The following is an 18,502-nucleotide window of genomic DNA, read 5'->3' on the forward strand; positions in this document are numbered from 1 at the left end:
TGCCATAGGCAAACGATGTTAGTCTTAGAAGCAAAATTAAATGGCAAACAAAGTCAATACAATTTGTTAGATGAAGCTATTAGAACATCTTTATTTATCCGCAATAAAGCTCTAAAACATTGGATGGACAACAAAGATGTCGGCAAGAACGACCTTCAAAAGCTTTGTGCTGTTTTAGCTAAAGAGTTTGATTTTGCTGACAAACTAAACTCTATGGCTCGTCAAGCTTCTGCTGATAGAGCTTGGTTTGCTATTAAACGTTTCTACGACAACTGTAAAGCTAAAAAGCTAGGTAAAAAAGGCTATCCGCGATTTAAAAAACGTGGACATTCTGTAGAATATAAAACTTCGGGATGGGCGATTTCTGCTGACAAGAAGTACATCACTTTTACTGATGGCTTCAAGGCAGGAAGATTTAAGTTAGTGGGAACTCGTGACCTAAGCTTTTATTCTACCAAGCAAATTAAACAAGTCAGAGTAGTTAAACGAGCAGATGGTTATTATTGCCAATTTTGTGTTGATGTCGAGCGCCAAGAGCAACATCAACACAATGGTAATATTGTAGGAATCGATGTAGGACTTGAGTTTTTCTATACCGATTCTGACGGTAAAACTGTAGAGAATCCTAGACTTTTGCGTAACTCTGAGAAGTCTTTGAAACGCAAACAACGCAAGGCTTTTAAATGTAAAAAAGGTTCTTCTAATCACCGTAAAGCTGTTAGAAAGTTAGCTAAAAAGCATCTCAAGGTAAGTAGACAGAGGAAAGATTTTGCTGTTAAGACAGCAAGAACTCTAGTCCAGTCTAACGACTTGGTAGTTTATGAGGACTTGCAGGTGCGAAACATGGTTAAAAACCATCATTTAGCTAAATCTATCAGTGACGCATCATGGTCAATTTGTTTGCTACCCATACTGCACCGGATAGGTGATTTCAATTCAAAATTCCCAGTTCGCTCATTAAAAAAGTGATACACAACAGGCGCTTAAGATTGTTTATCTGTTGTGTTTTTTCAGTTTGCTATGAATAGTAAAATCGGAAAACTAAAGAACTAGTAAATATAGATAAAGAGTTACTAAATATCTAGTTAATTTAATATTAAGAATGTTTCCACTCCACAAAATCGAAATTCAAAGAGGAATTTTTAGAAAAAATTAGAAGTCATAATCAATGGGATGCAATAAACAATCAAGCATTCTGTACACTGGGCATACCATCTTGTCCTGATGCTGGACGAGGGAAGTTAGGTAAATCTATGCCACTGTGGCTAGAAGTACGGGTTTTTAATGCTAGACGATAACTTACACTTTGCAGTTCTGCTTGCAATTGACGGTTCTCTCGCTGTAGCACTGCTACTTTCTCTCTAATAGGAGCCATGCGTTCTTCAAACTTACGGCGGTAAATTTGAGGTAATTCCTGTACTACTTGCTCTAGCATCCGACTGCGGTCAGTTAGTTCTTGTACTGACTGACGCAGTTGGTAAATTTCGGTATCACGAGATGTAATTTGCTCCTGATAAAATGTTACTTGCTCCTCAACAGCTTGTAGCTGTTCGCTCAGGGCTTGTAATTGGCTTAAATCAGGCCCAGACTCAGTTCGTAAGGGTGGCATAAAATTAGTATTGCCCTTGACTAACCGAAAGAGTTCCTGAGATAGCTGTTGCACTAGTTGATCTCGCAACTGTAGTTCTTGACGCAGCTGCGATATTTCCGTCGATAGAGCTTGGATGTTGGGTGTATCAGTTTGGCTCACGGTGGCTTACAGTTCCCATTGACGAATGTCGAACCTTATGTGTAGTTGCCAAAACCAGTGCTATGGCAATTACTTGTTAATCTAGCATTCCCAACTAAATCAAAAACAAGTCAGCAGGTAAAATTTTTTGTAACAGGGACTAGGTACTGGGGACTAGGGATAAGGGGAAATTAAGAATTGTCTTTTTGCTCCTCTGCTCCCCCGGTCAGCGTCAGAGGTTCCTGCTTATGTGACTTCAGGTTCCTGGGATACTGAGCGTTGAGTTTTGCTAACCCAATGCTCAGTGATTAGTTAGAGACTATATTAAGCGGTCGCAGCAACTTTGTCTGCTTTTTCTTCTGCGACTTCTTGCTTGACTGTCAAGTAACGAATTACTTCTTCACTCAATCGCATGGCACGCTCTAAAAGTGCGATCGCACCTCCGGGTGCATTATAGTTAAATTGAACGTAAACACCATCTCTTTGCTTTTTGATTTCATAAGCTAGACGACGCTTACCCCGATTTTGCACTTCTAGGTCGGTTGCGCCTTGGTCTTGGAGGAGGGTTTGGTATTTGGCGATCGCTTGCTCTACCTGTTCATCTGTCAGGTCAGGGCGTAGGATGAATAAAGTTTCGTAAACTGTGGACATTCTGATTAAGTCTCCTTTTGGACAAACTGGCTGCTGATCTCGATTTATACAGTAGCTTGATAATAACTACTTGCGTTAATCAATAATTTGAGCAACAAGGAACTATAATCTTACCAGTTTTTAATTTGAATCATCAGCTTAATCTGCCCAAACATCAAGGACATTTATCAAAATTATGGCGCAGCGCTACGTGCGAGTTCAAAACCAAGAAGGCAAAGTCTACTATGGGTTGCTACAACCGTCTTTCAATGTGCAGGTGCTAGATGCTCCACCTTGGCTGCATGGACAACCTACGGATTTAATTTTAGAACCCGATGATTACCAAATTTTAGCTCCCTGCGCTCCTTCTAAAATTATCGCGGTAGGCAAAAATTATGCCAATCATGCAGCCGAAATGGGAACGCAGGTTCCTAGCGAACCATTGCTTTTTCTCAAACCACCTACCACGATTATTGCCTCGGAGACAGAGATTAAATATCCCTACCAGTCGCAACGGGTGGATTATGAGGGAGAATTAGCGCTAATAATTGGCGATCGCGCTCGTAACTGTACACCAGAGGAAGCCCAAACTAAAATTTGGGGATATACTATTGCCAATGATGTGACGGCGCGAGATTTACAGCAAAAAGATGGACAATGGACTAGAGCGAAAGGGTTTGATACTTTCTGCCCGATAGGGCCTTGGATTGTGCGAGAATTGAGTCCAGGGGCAAAACTGCAAACCTTTATTAATGATGATACCAATCCTGTACAATCGGCTGGGATTGATCAAATGGTATTTACTCCCGATTTTTTGGTGTCATATATCAGTCAGGTAATGACATTGCTACCTGGTGATTTGGTGTTAACGGGTACGCCAGAGGGTGTAGGGCCTTTGCATAAAGGCGATCGCGTCCGTGTAGAAATCGAAGGTATCGGTCGCCTGGAAAACACCGTAGCCACCCATTAACCTTAGCGAACCTGCATATAAACTGCATCGGAGATGGCGGGAATTTCTGCGTAACGTCCCATCAAAGAGTTAGCCACAGAATATACAATACCAGCAACGATGCCTAAGAATATTGTTGTGTATAGGGTTTGTGTGGCAAAGCCAGCACCTGGAACTAACCTAACTATATCTGTGAGAATGCCGCATAAGAATACAATGATATCTAACAATATGGCCTGCATGGTGTTGAAACGAATAAAATGACTTATTTTTTCGTTTCTTACGACTAATAACCATAAAGCAAAGAAAATAATTATACCAGCATAGCGAACACCGTAGTAAATTCTCAATAATGGGATGAGGGGGACAAACAGCACTTGCAAAGCTGGAAACTCTGACAGAAAAAATTGACCAAAGGCAAAAACCTCAATTAAAGGAAGTAGGTAAGGTAGACAAGCAAAAATTCTATCTTTAATCGTTATCTCCCCGCGCCATGTCATCTTGCGTTCTCCTGTGGTTAAATTTCATAAGCTACCTGAGCTTAGGATAACGCAGTTACTCAGCATTACTAGCAAATATGATTATTCTATATGGGCAACAAGAAAACCCATGAGGCATTCGTACTGCTCTGGCTGCTCTTGGGCTTGACGAATAGCTTGACCACAACCAAGTTTACCTCCATGCCATCGGGGTTGACCGCTACCGTTAGCAAGTAAACAAGATTGGCAAACCCGCTCAGGGGCGAGGATTTGATCGTCCATTAAAATGACTAACATCTCCATTCCTCCTGTAACTCCTCAAATTGACCCCAGTGAGTGCTGAGTCATGAGTCCTGTTAGTGCCACTACCGCTAACGCAACTCAGCACCTTTTATAAAAATTGCCAAGTGAGCCTAAATTTATTGTATGTTGTATATCTTGGAGATTAGCTCTTTGGTTTAATAGTCATACATAAATTATTATTTATTGTGTCAGTGGTTGGTCGTTTCTTTGTCAGGAAGTGCCAAATAAAAAAGTATTCCAAATTTTCTTGTAGGATAGACCGGATAGCCCTTCCTAGTTTAGGGGCGCAACCCACAAGATGAAAATTTTATTTTTGGGAAAGACAAGAGCAATTTTTATACATTGACAGCAACTAACCACTGACTACTGACTACTGACAAAAGGCTAATAATAAATAAACCAGCATAAATAAAAGTCAATAGTACAGATACGATTATCGTATCTGTACCGTAACCCAAATAGATGAAACTCTGAATGGGAAACCTTAATTTTATGCTGCACTCAAACCAAATCATCGGTTTTGCAAGTTTCCATTAGGTATAGTTGAAGTGACTAGAACAAATTCTGATTTTCTCGCTAATTCTGATCCGGCGATCGCCGGATTAATTAATCAAGAACTCCAACGTCAACGCGACCACTTGGAGTTAATCGCCAGTGAAAACTTTACCTCGGCGGCTGTATTGGCGGCTCAAGGTTCGGTACTGACAAATAAATACGCTGAGGGCTTGCCTGGAAAGCGTTATTACGGCGGTTGTGAATTTGTCGATAAAATTGAGCAAATCGCCATCGACCGTGCTAAACAGCTATTTGGTGCGGCTCACGCCAACGTCCAACCCCATTCCGGCGCACAAGCAAACTTTGCTGTTTTCCTGACTTTACTAGAACCAGGAGACACAATCATGGGGATGGACTTGTCTCATGGTGGACACCTCACCCACGGTTCCCCTGTCAACGTTTCTGGTAAATGGTTCCAAGTGCGCCATTACGGCGTGAGCCAACAAACAGAACAATTAGACTATGACCAAATTCGTGAGCTGGCGCTAAGGGAGCGTCCCAAGCTCTTAATTTGTGGTTATTCTGCTTATCCACGAATTATTGACTTTGAAAAATTCCGTAGCATTGCTGATGAAGTAGGTGCTTATTTGCTGGCAGATATTGCACACATTGCTGGTTTAGTGGCAACTGGACTGCATCCCAACCCCATACCATACTGTGATGTAGTCACAACCACCACCCATAAAACACTGCGTGGCCCCAGAGGCGGTTTAATTTTGACCCGTGACGCAGAACTGGGGAAAAAATTCGATAAATCAGTTTTCCCTGGAACTCAAGGCGGGCCTTTAGAACATGTAATTGCTGGGAAAGCAGTTGCTTTTGGTGAAGCCTTAAAGCCAGAGTTTCAAGCATACTCAGCCCAAGTAATTAAGAATGCTGGTGCTTTGGCAGATCAACTACAAAGTCGTGGGTTAAAACTAGTATCAAATGGTACAGACAATCATTTGATGCTTGTAGATTTACGGTCTGTGAATATGACAGGGAAACGGGCAGACCAATTAGTGAGTGAAGTAAATATCACTGCTAATAAAAATACAGTTCCCTTTGACCCACAATCACCATTTGTTACTAGTGGCTTGCGCTTGGGTTCCCCCGCCATGACAACAAGAGGTATGGGAGTAGATGAGTTTACCGAAATTGGTAATATTATTGCCGATCGCCTACTCAACCCAGACTCAGAAACAGTAGCCCAAGATTGTCAACGCCAGGTAGCCGCATTGTGCGATCGCTTCCCCTTATATCCACACTTGGAGATTCCTGTACCTGTATTAGCGTAGGGAAAAGGTTAAAGGGGAAAGGGGAAAGGGAAGAATTTGAACCCTTTACCCCTTACCCTTTTGCCTTTACCCCTATCTTCCCCCAATCTCTACACCAAAATTTCACACTGAACAGGGTCGAAAATATAGTAAAAATAAGTAAGAAAATTTTTTTGTTTATTTTTGTTTCATAAACTACTCATTAAATATACAGATGCCTGCTCAGATTTATCATCTGATTGCCTTTTTAGTGGCGGCGGTAGTTGTTCTCTGGACTACGCCAGATGTGAAAAATATTGGTATAAAAAGTGGACGTTTGGATAGGCCAGGCGATCGCAAAATTCATGACCGTCCGATGGTGCGTCTAGGAGGCGTTTCTATCTTCGCGGGGACGATAATTTCCCTCATGGTCGTTTGGTGGTTGGGTGGGTTTAACAACCTCTCACCCGAAAAAGGATGGCAAATTTGGGGTGTAGTTTTAGGCGGTCTGGGCTTTTTCCTGATTGGTTTAGCCGATGATTTATTAAGCTTATCCCCTTTGGGACGCTTGGTCATACAAGTGATTGTGGCGGCTGGTGCATGGAAAGCTGGTGTTAGCATAGATTTTGTTACCGTTCCCTTGATGGGGATAGTTGACCTCAACTGGCTAAGTTTGCCCATCACGGTGGTATGGTTGGTAGGAATGGTCAACGCTATCAACTGGATTGATGGTTTAGATGGTTTAGCGGCTGGAGTTTCGGGAATTGCGGCTGTGGTGATGCTGCTTGTGTCTTTATTTATGCAGCAACCAGCAGCCGCTTTAATTGCAGCCGCTTTAGCCGGCGCAGCTTTGGGATTTCTCCGCTACAATTTCAACCCCGCACAAATCTTTATGGGTGATGGCGGGTCTTATTTTATGGGCTTTACCTTGGCGGCGGTGGGTGTTATTGGTTTAGTAAAAATCCCCGCTTTTACGGCTGTGATTTTGCCTTACTTAATTTTGGCAGTTCCCATCGTCGATATGTCAGCCGTGATTTTGTCCCGCATTCGCCGGGGAAAATTGCCTTGGGTAGCAGATAAACGCCATCTCCATCACCGCTTATTACAAGCTGGTTTATCTCATCGTTGGACGGTATTGTTTATTTATGCCTTAACTTTGTGGGTGGGTAGTTTAGCGTTGGTTTTGGCTGGTGTACCTAGTAGTATTGCTTACGCTTGCGGTTCTACCTCGCTGTTAAGTTACGTAATTTGGAAAGCTTGGAGAGTTTCTCAGCAAAAGTAAAGTATTAGAAAACTTCACTTAAAGCATAGTCAAATATAGGCAAACATTGTCAAATAGGGAATGTTCAAATGGTAAAATAATTCATAGACTTATTTTGAATAATGAAGCAAGTAGAAAAACATATAATCAAAAAAGGGCATAGTTACTTTGATTATTGTGCTGAAATAACCGCAGTTTCAAAGAGACTCTATAACGCGGCTCAATTTACACAGCGTCAAGGATTTTTCTATGGATGGGGAACTCAATCACAAGCAAAATTAGATGTAATGTTCAAACAAAATGATCATTACAAAGCACTTCCGGCGAAGGTGGCACAACTGGTACTAAAACAAAATGCCGATGCGTGGGCTAGTTATTACGAAGCGGTAAAAGCATACAAGTTAGAACCAGAAAAATTCACAGGGGAACCAAAGCCACCGAATTACATTGACGGTGAATACAATATAATCAAATTCAATAATCAAGCGGTAGGTAAGCGGGAATTTGGTAAAGGTTGGATTGTTCCATCAATGTCACCAATCAGGATGCCAATAAAACCGGGACTGAGCAAAGATGATTTATGCGAGGTTCGGATTATTCCCAAAATTGGATGCTTCGTAAGTGAGGTGGTTTACGAAGTTCTACAAAACGCATTTTTCTGTAGTTTGAATCCCCAACTTGCCGCAGCAATCGACATCGGGTTAGATAACTTAGCCACGATTGTATTCAATGACCCCACAATTCAACCAATTGCTGTCAACGGTAAACCTTTAAAGTCAGTCAACCAGTTTTACAACAAACAAGTCGCCAAGTACCGAGGATTTATCAAAGTTGGGTCATCACGCCGGATTGCAAATATAGTCCGCAACCGGAATAATTTTGTTGATTCATACCTACATCAAGCCACAAAAATGATTGTGGATGAGATGGTGCGACTAGGTGTAACTTATGCCTCTATCGGCAAGAACGACCAATGGAAAACACATCTTAATTTAGGGAAGCGCACAAACCAAAACTTTACGCAAATTCCCCACGCTCGATTTATCGAAATGCTGACCCTGAAATTAGAGCGAGTCGGCATTACCGTTGCGATAGGCGAAGAGTCATACACAAGCCGCGCTTCGTTTATTGACAGGGACATCATCCCAACATTTGACCGCAACACCAAGGTAAAACACAGATTCTCTGGTAGGCGTGTGGCCAGAGCGACTTATGTGAGTGCATCTGGCTTAAAAATTCATGCCGATATCAATGGTGCATTTAACATCGGCAGAAAATGTAATCCCAAGGGGTTTGATTGTCTCAAATCTATTCTCAGGGATAGGGGGTGTCTGGTAGTACATCCAAGGCGAATAACTCCATTGTTCCGGCGTGTCCGCGCTCAAAGTGGGGTTGCTTAAAGCTAAAATCCTATCTTGTCTATGTTTGACTATGGATTTTGGAACTATTATTAGCGCGTTTTGCTTTTTTACTTAATTTCATGAGTGCAGAAATTATTTGTGTTGGTACAGAATTGCTGTTAGGAGATATTCTGAATGGAAATGCTCAATATCTAGCGCAGCAACTAGCTCAACTGGGTATTCCCCATTATCATCAAACAGTAGTTGGGGATAACCCTGAACGAATTAAGCAAGTTATAGAAATTGCTATTTCTAGAGCCAAAATTTTGATTTTCACGGGTGGTTTAGGCCCTACACCAGACGACCTCACTTGCGAAACTATCGCTGATTTTTTTGGCGTACCATTGGTGGAAAGTCCAGAAATTATCGAAGATATTAGCCAGAAATTTGCCCAACGCGGTCGGGTCATGACACCTAGCAACCGCAAACAAGCTTTAATTCCCCAAGGTGCAGACATCTTACCTAATCCTACAGGTACAGCACCCGGTATTATCTGGCAACCCCGTCCTGATGTGACAATTTTTACTTTTCCTGGTGTACCTAGTGAAATGCACCGGATGTGGGAAGAAACAGCCGTACCATTTCTCAAAAGTCAAGGCTGGGGTCAGGAAATTATTTATAGTTGCAGTCTCAAGTTTTGGGGTATTGGGGAGTCTGCTTTGGCTGAGAAGGTGACAGCTTATTTAAATTTACCCAACCCTACGGTAGCACCCTATGCCGGGAAGGGAGAAGTGAGGCTGCGTGTTTCCGCAAAAGCACCTTCAGAAGCCGCCGCAGAAGCTTTGATTTTGCCTGTAGAGAAGCAAATCAAAGATATTGCTGGTTTGGACTTTTATGGTGTCAATAATGATACTTTGGCTTCTGTTGTTGGGGGTTTGTTACGGGCATCAGGGGAAACTCTCTCGGTGGCAGAATCCTGTACTGGTGGATTGTTGGGGCAAATGCTGACGGAAATTTCCGGTAGTTCTGATTACTTTTGGGGTGGTGTAATTTCTTACGACAACTCCGTGAAGGTGGGGTTGTTGGGAGTGAAGGCGGAAGATTTAGATCAATGGGGAGCGGTTAGCGATACTGTAGCCGAACAAATGGCTCTAGGTGTGAAAACTCGTCTGTCAACCACTTGGGGATTGAGTATTACCGGGATAGCTGGGCCGAATGGGGGGACGGAAACTAAGCCTGTGGGTTTGGTTTATATTGGGTTAGCAGGGCCGAATGATGAGGTGAAAAGCTTTAAATATCAGTTTGGCACAATGCGCGATCGCTCTTTCATTCGTCTTTTAAGTGCTTCTACAGCACTAGATTTGCTCCGTCGGCGGTTGTTGACAAGGTAGAATTAGGGACGGGGTAGAAAGCATCTCATAACTTGGAGAATAACAGAGGATTGTGGTGTAATACATAATTAATTTATCTGAGGAAGATTGCATCCACGGTAATATTAATATCGGTGAAACTGGGGATTGATAAAGTTTGACCGCTAGTAAATTTCTGCATCCGTTGATATCCTGCGGCTGTTGGTTGTTGGTAAACTTCTACCACTTGCGCGTTAATATCTACTAACCAAACTTCAGTTATATTTGCTTCTGCATATAAAGGAATTTTCTCTTCTCGGTCATATATAACAGTTGTATCAGCTACTTCAATTAATAAGATAATATCTTCAGGTTGGGGGTGTGCATTTTCATAAAAATCATCACGGGGTTTGAGTAAAGCTACATCTGGCTGGGGTTCTGAATTATCGTTCAAAGCCACTGGATTTTGAGCAGCAACTATGACTAGTTTCCCTAATAACTGCACCAATAAATTAACCAGTCGATTTACACAAGCTGCGTGTTTTGTCCCAATGGGTGACATTTCAATAATTTCTCCCCTGATCAACTCTACTCGGTCATTTTCTGTGAGAATAGCCGACTCAACCATCTTATGATATTGCTGCACTGTGAATTTTCTTCTTAGCAATTGTACAGTCATGGCTAGCTCCATTGTTGCTTGTATCTTTATTATGGAGGAGCAGAGAGAAATTGGCGATCGCACAAATGTAGCAAGGTAGTGGAGTACACTAGTTATCGTAAATAAAAGGGTTTAAAACCCCTACGTCTATACGTAGTATCAGTTTCAGTCGGGGTTTAAATACCCCTCTGAAAATGTCTTTATCGGTTCTCCAGTTGTTCTCCCCTTCTCCCCTGCTCCCCTGCTCTTTGTTCCCCTCTTGGGAGGGGCTAGGGGTGGGTTACTCCCTCATCTCCCCATGAAAGAAGCCTTCTCCATTCTGAGAATAGTCTTAAGTACTATTGGTCTATTCTTGAGTATCTGGGTTGTAACTCCCGCACCTATTTATGCTTTACTACCTCTAGCGGTAGGAGCGCCGGAAGTCTGCCATTGGCTACTTTTGTTAAACATCACTGCTTTTGTAGTCTTATTATTCAGCCTCCAAAGTAGCTGGCTGCAATATTTGGGTTTAGGTATGAGCGTAGTGGGAATTATTTTAAGTATCCTGCCATTTGTCCAACTACCTACAGCCCAACAGCAGATGCAGTTGGCGATGGAGAAACAATTGGGTAAAGACTACCCCAAAACAATTGTCAAACCAGAATCTTTTGGGCGCTTGTCTCCTTTCAATTTAATAGATGCGTTCAAAGGTATCCATCTCGGTGAAATACGCTACACAGCCAACGTTGAATTTGCTGCGCCCGATGGTGTACCCTTGCGTCTCAACATCTACCGTCCCCCCCAAGCCGGAAAATACCCCGCAATAGTTGTCATTCACGGAGGCGGTTGGCAAAGTGGGAGTCCCGAAACTAACGCTAATTTCAGTCATTACATGGCAGCCAGAGGCTATACTGTTTTTGCCATTACCTACCGTTATGCACCCGCTTATAAATTTCCCGCACAACTTGAGGATGTGCGTAGCGCCTTAGCTTATATCCAAAAACACGCCACCGAGTATGAAGCAGACATTGACCGTATCGCCTTACTCGGACGTTCCGCAGGTGGACAGTTAGCCATGTTAGCTGGTTATCAACAAAGTCCTTTACCTGTTCGTGCAGTCATTAGCTATTATGGGCCATCTAATCTTGCTCAAGGATACCGAGAACCACCCACACCAGATCCCTTAAATGTACGGGATGTACTTGAAGCTTTTTTGGGTGGTACACCAGATCAAGTTCCAGAACAATATGCCAAAGCTTCACCCATTAACTATGCTAACCGTCCGCTTCCACCAACTTTGTTGGTGCATGGTAGTCGCGACCATATCACCCGCATATCTTTTCCAAGGAAATTATTTGAATCTTTGCAAACATCTGGCAATCTAGCTATTTTATTAGAAATTCCCTGGGCAGAACACGCTTTTGACTATATCTTTAACGGCCCCAGCAATCAGCTAGCATTATATCACACCGAGCGTTTTTTAGCTTGGGTATTGAGAGATATGGGAGAGTAGCGAGGAATCAATTGAAAATTAACTCAGGGGTTTAGGTTTAGCGTTAGCTTTTTCACAGGTCGTAAAAAGTCAGATAGACACACATCTGTAAGCCTCTACTTGCGTAATTAATTATTTTTTCAGTACCCAATCTATTGAAGCAAGATATAAATTCTTTGCCAGTCATTGTTTCTCAGCTACTACGAAATTAGTTTAGCTTCCTGATTTATAGGACTTAGGCAAGTGTCATCATCAAACTAACTGTAGGGTGCGTCAGCCCCAATAATTTCGTACAGATTCAAGGATTTTCCACATCTGACGCACCCTACCGCAAGTGCCAGTTGCGTAATTCCTGATTTATTTTACATTAAACTTGATTTGATATGATTAATTTTTACAAATCAAATATGAATGCCATAGTTTAAGATTTTTTAATTTATATGGTCAATGATTAATAATTTATCTTAACTGTCTTAACTGTCTTATCTGTCTGAAAATAATAATGCTTAACTGTCTTAACTGTCCTTGCCTACATATTTAATTACTGGTATATCTTTTAGTGGCCGAAACAATTTCCTATAGGAAAAACATCATGTCTACAAGTAAAACTAAGACAGTGGATGTTGGGATGGTTCCATTCTTTGCGCGTTTCTTGGAAGGACAAACTACAGAAGGAGAAGGAACAGAAACTCCTTCTTTCCCTTGGACTTTCAAGTATCCTTCAGATTTGGAAGACCAGTAATTTAGTCTTCTTCATCTAAAAGTAAAAAAGTAAGGAAGTAGTAGTTATGAACTAACTCCTACTCCCGGTTAACAATCAATATCAAGGAAGATTACCATGTCTACCAACACAGTCAAACCAGCAAACGTAGAAGTTGTACCATTCTTTGCCCGTTTCTTGGAAGAGCAAGCAGCCCAAGCGCCTGATCATGCTGCACTCCCACGTGAGACTCTCAAGTATCCTTCCGATTGGGAAGAATACTAAATCTAGTTAGGTTCAACTGAAAGCAAGGGAGTACCAGTGATCAACTAACTCCTACTCCCGGTTAACAACAAATATCAAGGAAGATTACCATGTATACCAACACAGTACAAACAGCTAACGTAGAAGCTGTACCATTCTTTGCCCGTTTCTTGGAAGAGCAAGTAGCTGAAGTATCTGATACTGCTCCATACAACTCCACTAAGAAGTATCCTTCCGATTGGGAAGAATACTAAATCTAGTTAGGTTCAACTGAAACTAAGGGAGTAGCAGGTATGAACTAGCTCCTACTCCCGGTTAACAACAAATATCAAGGAAGATTACCATGTCTATCAACACAGTACAAACAGCAAACGTGGAAGCTGTACCATTCTTTGCTCGTTTCTTGGAAGAGCAAACTACTGAAGTATCTGATACCGCTCCATACAACGCCACTAAGAAGTATCCTTCCGATTGGGAAGAGTACTAAATCTAGTTAGGTTCAACTGAAACTAAAGCAATGGTTATCAAATAACTAAACGCTACTTTTAGAAAGGCGATCGCCTATATATTACCTCATCAATAACAGCGATCACCTTTAGATCCCCGACTTCTTTCAGAAATCGGGGATCTAGAAAGATGTTGACATACCTTAACGTTTATATATTTTATGCATCTGTCTCGTGATGTTGTTTTATTAATCAGCCATAGTGGTGATTTCTTCACAATAGATAGAGTGGCTGAAGCCTTATTAAAAAAAGGGGCGCAACCATTTCGTCTAGATACTGATAAGTTTCCATTAGAAGTACAATTAACAGCACATTTTGACAAGAATAAAAGCTACCACACTATAGAATATAATAATCAATCTATCAGCACAGAGCAGGTGCAGGCTGTATGGATGCGCCGCATTTGGGAACCACAACTAGGTGAAGAGTTAGCGCCAAAGTTCCGAGAAGCTTGTATCAAAGAATCAAGGGCAACTTTAGATGGTTTTTGGGATAGTCTCAAAGACGCTCGTTGGGTAGATAATTTAGAGCGGATAGATTACGCAAGTAACAAACTGCGTCAACTGCGGATAGCATCTGAAGTAGGTTTTGCTATTCCTCAAACTCTTGTCACCAACAAAGCCGAAGCAGCTAGAGAGTTTTTTGTCCAAGTCAATGGCAAAATGGTAAGCAAGCTGTTAACTGCTATTTCCCGTAGTATGCAGGCTAATTCTTCATTCTTTGTTTATACCAGCACCGTTAAAGAAGAAGACTTACAAGATGCCGAGTCACTGCGCTACTGCCCGATGGTATTTCAAGAGCTAATTCCTAAGCAACAAGAATTGCGGGTGGTGTATGTGAATGGCAATGTATTTGTAGGGGCGCTAAATGCAGATGTGTATGCAGCCGCCAAAGTTGACTGGCGTAAACCAGGCGTTGATGTGGGCGCATGGCAACACCATCAGCTTCCAGATGAAGTAATTCGTCGTTTGCAAGCTTTCATGGCTAAATTTGGGCTTTCCTTTGGCTCATTAGATTTCATCCTCACCCCATCAGGAGAATATGTCTTTTTGGAGATCAACCCCGTAGGCGAATGGGGAATGCTGGAAAAAGATTTAGACTTGCCTATTGCGAATGCGATCGCCGATACTCTGCTTGCTGAATAAAGCTCGTAGTCAGGACTTTAGTCCTTAAATTAAAAAAATCAAGTTAAAATTATGACAGTATTAATAGTTACATTTAGCCAAGACAACGAAAGCATTCCTTTAGTCATCAAAGAAATTGAAGCCAGAGGTGAAAAAGCATTCCGGTTTGACACAGATAGATATCCCACCGAAGTCAAACTAGATATTTACTCCGGTGATACCGAGAAGGTAATTATTACTGATGGCGAACAGCAACTAGATTTGCGTGAAGTGTCCTCAGTTTGGTATCGGCGGATGCGCTACGGACACAAAATTCCCAACTCAATGGACAAGCAATACAGAGATGCGTCTATTCAGGAATGTCGCGCCACTGTTAGGGGAATGATTGCCAGTCTTCCAGGGTTCCACTTTGATAGAATGTCCAATGTGGATAGGGCGAATAATAAGCAATTACAGTTGCAAATTGCCAGAGAAGTAGGGCTTTTAACTCCCCGGACATTAACTTCAAATAATCCAGAAGCAGTGAAGAAGTTTGCACAAGAATGTCCGCAAGGGATCATCACCAAAATGCTTTCTTCCTTTGCAATTTATGATGATCAGGGACGAGAAAACGTAGTGTTTACCACTCCAGTTAAAGATGAGGATCTGGAGAATATGGAAGGACTGCGCTTTTGTCCGATGACATTCCAAGAAAACGTGCCGAAGGCGCTGGAGTTACGCACAACTATTGTCGGACACCGCGTATTTACCGCCGCAGTTGATTCTCAAAGCTTAGAAGGATCTACTTATGACTGGCGTAAAGAGGGAAGAGCTTTATCTAAGAATTGGCAACCCTACAACTTGCCAGAAGATATTGAGAAAAAGCTGCTCAAACTCATGGCTGAGTTTGGTTTAAACTATGGAGCGATTGATATTATTGTCACTCCCGATGGTCGTCATGTATTCCTTGAAGTTAACCCAGTCGGGGAATTTTTCTGGCTGGAGATATACCCACCATACTATCCGATTTCGCAGGCGATCGCCGAAGTATTAGTCAACAATAAAAGTTAAGGTATTAAGCATTGTATATTTTTGTTGTCCTCTACCATACAAGTATTCAGTTAAATGATAGTTTTGCAGTAGCTTTCTGTAGAGGATAGTAGCAGCTACCGCGTCTACATCCCCTACTGCGTTTAAAGTTAGTAGTGGGATTTTCTCATTAATTTACTTAATAGTCAATATTTTAAATTAATAATTAGGAATTATCTAAATTTGGAGTTTAAATTGTTGTGACAAATCTAGCAGATACACAAATAGTTTTAACATTCGATGGTGTAGACGATTATGTAGATTTTGGCAGAAATGATCTTGGTGGCGTTTTCGCTCAAGGAAGTTCAGCATTTACCGTTTCCGGCTGGATAAATCCCCATGAACTAACAAATAAAGCTACTAGTTACGGAACCCGCAATGTATTTTTTGCCCGTTCTTCAGAGCGATACAGCGATAATTTTGAATTTGGCATCAGTGAAACAGGCAGCCTAGATGTTTTCATTGATGAAACTGTTAGCAAAGGTATCAAAACCTTTGGACAAGGAGAATTAACCATAGAACAATGGCATTTTTTTGCTATTGTGTTTAACAATGGTCAAGTAACAATATATCTTGATGATAAAGAATACAACGATTCTCTGAGAGGTTCATCTTTAAACAAAGCCACAAGTTCGATAACACTAGGCGCAACTTTACACAAACAGGTCTATTTTAAAGGACAAATAGCCAACATTAGTGTTTGGAATTATCCATGTACTCAGGGACAAATCCAGAATCATCGCCGTGGGTTAATAGTTGGCGATGAAGAAGGATTAGTAGCTTACTGGAAATTAAATGACGGGCAAGGAACCACTGTCAAAAACCATGTTGGCAAGTCATATCATGGAAATTTTCGGGGAGATCCTAGTTGGGAATTAGCACAAATTCCCTATGCTACACAATTATCACCTCAAGTTCCATTTGCAGAACCATCAACTCAAGAAGATATCCAAATTGAACAAGCAGTTATAGCCGATATTACCGAAGACAATATTACCACACTAACTACAGATTTATTAGCAGCCACAGTACCCTTAGCCAGCAACGAAGAATCTGAGATTGACCTAACTCTGTTTAATCTCCAGCCAAATGAAGAAGAATCTAAAATAGAGACAATTGAAGTTAATGAAAATATCCAACCAGCCCAAACATTAACTCAGGAGGAATCCCCAAAAACCATGAATACAGAAGCCCAGCCCAAATATAAAATACTTGCCATTGATGGAGGCGGTATTCGGGGCATTATTCCTGCATTCCTGCTTGGAGAAATTGAAAGGCGGACACAAAAGCCTATATTTAGTTTATTTGATTTAATTGCTGGCACTTCAAGCGGCGGAATTTTGGCGCTTGGACTAACTAAACCTCGATTAACTACTGAGATATCTGATAACCCGCCAGAGGCTGAATACAGTGCTGAGGATCTCATACAACTATTTCTTGAGTATGGGGTAGAAATATTTTATGAGCCATTATTTGAAAGAATACTTGGCCCGTTAGAAGATATATTTCTTCAACCAAAATATCCTTCTAAAAGCAAAACAGAAATTTTAAAGCACTATTTTGGCGACGCACTTCTACAAAATAGTCTCAAAGAAGTTTTTGTTACTAGTTATGATATTGAGCAACGAGTCCCGATATTTTTTACTAACAAATTAGAAAAACAACAAATAGACTCGAAAAACTTTCGCAAGTTATGCGGAGGTTTTTCGCTCCTAGATGCAGCATTAGCCACTAGTGCCACTCCAACTTATTTTGCTCCTCATCGCATTGCTAGCACTCACAATACCAACGGCTTTTATACTTTAATCGATGGTGGAGTCTTTGCTAATAACCCGGCCCATTTAGCTATTTTAGAAGCTCAAATTACTAGTAAACGCCAAGATAACCAAGTCCTCAATACGGAAGATATTTTATTGGTGTCTTTAGGTACAGGTTCGTTGACGAGTGTTTACCCTTATAATGAGGTTAAAAATTGGGGACTTTTGCAATGGGGAAGACCACTTTTAAATATTGTATTTGATGGTGGTAGTGAAGTAGTATCGGAAGAATTAGAACGGTTGTTTGAACCTAGTGATAAAGCAGCAAAAAGCTTTTATTATCGCTTTCAGGCTTTGTTAGATGGGGAAGTAGAAGAAATAGACAATATCAAACTACCAAACACTCGTCAATTACAAACAATAGCCCATCGACTCATATCTGAAAAAAGTCAACAAATCGATGAACTTTGTAGTCTTTTGTTAGGCTAAATCAGATTTTTTATATCTTGCACCAAGCAATTAGGTTACATTTTATGAGCGCTAATGCTAGGTGCAAAATGTAAGATGATTAATTTCTTTTTTGAAGAAATTAACAATCACTTTCTTAGTCATGTTTTCACCTTATATTGTAGGTAAATACAATGGATGAACTCGTCAAAAAAATTGCTGGTTTAGGACTTCCTGGTATACTCTTTGTGATTGCAACGGCTTCATCAGGGGGTAGTGTAGCTGCTGTTGTCGCTATGCTGTCATCTTTGGGAGGGCCGTTGGGTTTGTTAGGAGGTTTAGGACTGCTTGGTTTGGTAGGCGTTCTAGGGGAATATATAGCTTCATTTGGAATTGAAGCTATTCTCAAGCTAGTTTATACAGAACGTAGCAAAACCGACTCGGTGAGATTTCTGCTCAAAGAAATTGACGAATTACCTATTACAGATGACTTAAAAGTCAAGCTGAAAGACCATATTAGTCCAGTCGGTGTTAGTGAACATTCACAAGATGAACCTCCAAAAACAATCGAAATTGTTGATGAGGAATCATTGACTTAGTAGATTCTATGTTCCAAAATCAGTTATGAGTTATTAAACTTATGTAGCTGATAACTAAACCTAACCCCTTTCCCTCTA

At 41.2% G+C, this 18,502-nt stretch carries 19 protein-coding genes and 1 pseudogene; 15 read left to right on the top strand and 5 right to left on the bottom strand.

Features of this window, described 5'->3' with window-relative positions:
• Positions 1–15: 15 nt before the first annotated feature.
• Positions 16–897: pseudogene (locus tag H6G83_RS18060) on the top strand (RNA-guided endonuclease InsQ/TnpB family protein); the annotation flags it as partial.
• 289 nt (positions 898–1,186) lie between these two features.
• Here H6G83_RS18060 and H6G83_RS18065 read toward each other — a convergent pair.
• Together H6G83_RS18065 and rpsF are read right to left on the bottom strand one after the other, a co-directional pair.
• Complete coding sequence (locus tag H6G83_RS18065) at positions 1,187–1,750, bottom strand: Npun_F5560 family protein (RefSeq protein ID WP_190474788.1); 564 nt, start codon at positions 1,748–1,750, stop codon at positions 1,187–1,189.
• Positions 1,751–2,053: 303 nt separating this feature from the next.
• Complete coding sequence (rpsF, locus tag H6G83_RS18070; protein ID WP_190474790.1) at positions 2,054–2,380, bottom strand: 30S ribosomal protein S6; 327 nt, start codon at positions 2,378–2,380, stop codon at positions 2,054–2,056.
• A 175-nt stretch (positions 2,381–2,555) separates the two neighbouring features.
• On the opposite strand from rpsF, the gene H6G83_RS18075 reads away from it, so the two are divergent.
• Positions 2,556–3,329 carry a fumarylacetoacetate hydrolase family protein gene (locus H6G83_RS18075; RefSeq protein WP_190474792.1) on the top strand — a complete coding sequence of 258 codons (774 nt, stop codon included), beginning with the start codon at positions 2,556–2,558 and terminating at the stop codon, positions 3,327–3,329.
• Positions 3,330–3,331: 2 nt separating this feature from the next.
• Here the strand turns inward: H6G83_RS18075 and H6G83_RS18080 are convergent, their stop codons facing one another.
• Positions 3,332–3,808, bottom strand: a complete 477-nt coding sequence (locus H6G83_RS18080; RefSeq protein WP_190474794.1) for a Tic20 family protein — start codon at positions 3,806–3,808, stop codon at positions 3,332–3,334.
• 81 nt (positions 3,809–3,889) lie between these two features.
• Positions 3,890–4,084 carry a hypothetical protein gene (locus H6G83_RS18085; protein WP_190474796.1) on the bottom strand — a complete coding sequence of 65 codons (195 nt, stop codon included), beginning with the start codon at positions 4,082–4,084 and terminating at the stop codon, positions 3,890–3,892.
• 554 nt (positions 4,085–4,638) lie between these two features.
• Between H6G83_RS18085 and glyA the strand changes: the two genes are divergently transcribed.
• From glyA to H6G83_RS18105, 4 genes are all read left to right on the top strand, one after another.
• A complete protein-coding gene (glyA, locus tag H6G83_RS18090) occupies positions 4,639–5,922 on the top strand; it encodes a serine hydroxymethyltransferase (RefSeq protein ID WP_190474798.1) in 1,284 nt (427 codons plus the stop codon).
• 193 nt (positions 5,923–6,115) lie between these two features.
• A complete protein-coding gene (locus tag H6G83_RS18095) occupies positions 6,116–7,162 on the top strand; it encodes a glycosyltransferase family 4 protein (protein ID WP_190474801.1) in 1,047 nt (348 codons plus the stop codon).
• A gap of 101 nt (positions 7,163–7,263) precedes the next feature.
• Entirely contained in the window at positions 7,264–8,541 is a 1,278-nt protein-coding gene (locus H6G83_RS18100) for an RNA-guided endonuclease InsQ/TnpB family protein (protein ID WP_190474803.1), read from the top strand.
• 80 nt (positions 8,542–8,621) lie between these two features.
• On the top strand, positions 8,622–9,872 hold the full coding sequence (locus tag H6G83_RS18105) for a competence/damage-inducible protein A (protein WP_190474806.1): 1,251 nt from the start codon (positions 8,622–8,624) through the stop codon (positions 9,870–9,872).
• A 73-nt stretch (positions 9,873–9,945) separates the two neighbouring features.
• On the opposite strand, the gene H6G83_RS18110 is transcribed toward H6G83_RS18105, so the two are convergent.
• Entirely contained in the window at positions 9,946–10,509 is a 564-nt protein-coding gene (locus H6G83_RS18110; protein WP_190474808.1) for a Uma2 family endonuclease, read from the bottom strand.
• A gap of 331 nt (positions 10,510–10,840) precedes the next feature.
• Here H6G83_RS18110 and H6G83_RS18115 point away from each other — a divergent pair, with 331 nt between their 5' ends.
• From H6G83_RS18115 to H6G83_RS18155, 9 genes are all read left to right on the top strand, one after another.
• Positions 10,841–11,980, top strand: coding sequence for an alpha/beta hydrolase (locus H6G83_RS18115; protein WP_313936401.1), 1,140 nt, complete (start codon positions 10,841–10,843; stop codon positions 11,978–11,980).
• Positions 11,981–12,551: 571 nt separating this feature from the next.
• On the top strand, positions 12,552–12,701 hold the full coding sequence (locus tag H6G83_RS18120) for a microviridin/marinostatin family tricyclic proteinase inhibitor (RefSeq protein WP_190474812.1): 150 nt from the start codon (positions 12,552–12,554) through the stop codon (positions 12,699–12,701).
• Positions 12,702–12,797: 96 nt separating this feature from the next.
• Complete coding sequence (locus H6G83_RS18125; RefSeq protein ID WP_190474813.1) at positions 12,798–12,944, top strand: microviridin/marinostatin family tricyclic proteinase inhibitor; 147 nt, start codon at positions 12,798–12,800, stop codon at positions 12,942–12,944.
• 89 nt (positions 12,945–13,033) lie between these two features.
• Positions 13,034–13,177, top strand: a complete 144-nt coding sequence (locus H6G83_RS18130; protein WP_190474815.1) for a microviridin/marinostatin family tricyclic proteinase inhibitor — start codon at positions 13,034–13,036, stop codon at positions 13,175–13,177.
• 89 nt (positions 13,178–13,266) lie between these two features.
• Positions 13,267–13,410 carry a microviridin/marinostatin family tricyclic proteinase inhibitor gene (locus tag H6G83_RS18135; RefSeq protein WP_190474816.1) on the top strand — a complete coding sequence of 48 codons (144 nt, stop codon included), beginning with the start codon at positions 13,267–13,269 and terminating at the stop codon, positions 13,408–13,410.
• A gap of 180 nt (positions 13,411–13,590) precedes the next feature.
• Positions 13,591–14,574 carry an MvdC family ATP-grasp ribosomal peptide maturase gene (locus H6G83_RS18140; protein ID WP_190474818.1) on the top strand — a complete coding sequence of 328 codons (984 nt, stop codon included), beginning with the start codon at positions 13,591–13,593 and terminating at the stop codon, positions 14,572–14,574.
• Positions 14,575–14,625: 51 nt separating this feature from the next.
• Positions 14,626–15,603 carry an MvdD family ATP-grasp ribosomal peptide maturase gene (locus tag H6G83_RS18145; RefSeq protein ID WP_190474819.1) on the top strand — a complete coding sequence of 326 codons (978 nt, stop codon included), beginning with the start codon at positions 14,626–14,628 and terminating at the stop codon, positions 15,601–15,603.
• Positions 15,604–15,821: 218 nt separating this feature from the next.
• Positions 15,822–17,867: a patatin-like phospholipase family protein gene (locus tag H6G83_RS18150; protein ID WP_190474821.1), complete on the top strand. Its 2,046-nt coding sequence runs from the start codon at positions 15,822–15,824 to the stop codon at positions 17,865–17,867.
• Positions 17,868–18,019: 152 nt separating this feature from the next.
• On the top strand, positions 18,020–18,424 hold the full coding sequence (locus tag H6G83_RS18155; protein ID WP_190474823.1) for a hypothetical protein: 405 nt from the start codon (positions 18,020–18,022) through the stop codon (positions 18,422–18,424).
• Positions 18,425–18,502 lie beyond the last annotated feature (78 nt).

The organism is Anabaena azotica FACHB-119 (assembly GCF_014697625.1).
GTDB lineage: Bacteria > Cyanobacteriota > Cyanobacteriia > Cyanobacteriales > Nostocaceae > Trichormus > Trichormus azoticus_A.

Excerpts from the sequence above, each read along its gene's own strand:
- rpsF (WP_190474790.1), bottom strand. The coding sequence starts at position 2,380 with ATGTCCACAGTTTACGAAACTTTATTCATCCTACGCCCTGACCTGACA.
- H6G83_RS18075 (WP_190474792.1), top strand. The coding sequence starts at position 2,556 with ATGGCGCAGCGCTACGTGCGAGTTCAAAACCAAGAAGGCAAAGTCTAC.
- H6G83_RS18080 (WP_190474794.1), bottom strand. The coding sequence starts at position 3,808 with ATGACATGGCGCGGGGAGATAACGATTAAAGATAGAATTTTTGCTTGT.
- H6G83_RS18085 (WP_190474796.1), bottom strand. The coding sequence starts at position 4,084 with ATGTTAGTCATTTTAATGGACGATCAAATCCTCGCCCCTGAGCGGGTT.
- H6G83_RS18095 (WP_190474801.1), top strand. The coding sequence starts at position 6,116 with ATGCCTGCTCAGATTTATCATCTGATTGCCTTTTTAGTGGCGGCGGTA.
- H6G83_RS18100 (WP_190474803.1), top strand. The coding sequence starts at position 7,264 with ATGAAGCAAGTAGAAAAACATATAATCAAAAAAGGGCATAGTTACTTT.
- H6G83_RS18105 (WP_190474806.1), top strand. The coding sequence starts at position 8,622 with ATGAGTGCAGAAATTATTTGTGTTGGTACAGAATTGCTGTTAGGAGAT.
- H6G83_RS18110 (WP_190474808.1), bottom strand. The coding sequence starts at position 10,509 with ATGACTGTACAATTGCTAAGAAGAAAATTCACAGTGCAGCAATATCAT.
- H6G83_RS18120 (WP_190474812.1), top strand. The coding sequence starts at position 12,552 with ATGTCTACAAGTAAAACTAAGACAGTGGATGTTGGGATGGTTCCATTC.
- H6G83_RS18125 (WP_190474813.1), top strand. The coding sequence starts at position 12,798 with ATGTCTACCAACACAGTCAAACCAGCAAACGTAGAAGTTGTACCATTC.
- H6G83_RS18130 (WP_190474815.1), top strand. The coding sequence starts at position 13,034 with ATGTATACCAACACAGTACAAACAGCTAACGTAGAAGCTGTACCATTC.
- H6G83_RS18135 (WP_190474816.1), top strand. The coding sequence starts at position 13,267 with ATGTCTATCAACACAGTACAAACAGCAAACGTGGAAGCTGTACCATTC.
- H6G83_RS18140 (WP_190474818.1), top strand. The coding sequence starts at position 13,591 with ATGCATCTGTCTCGTGATGTTGTTTTATTAATCAGCCATAGTGGTGAT.
- H6G83_RS18145 (WP_190474819.1), top strand. The coding sequence starts at position 14,626 with ATGACAGTATTAATAGTTACATTTAGCCAAGACAACGAAAGCATTCCT.
- H6G83_RS18155 (WP_190474823.1), top strand. The coding sequence starts at position 18,020 with ATGGATGAACTCGTCAAAAAAATTGCTGGTTTAGGACTTCCTGGTATA.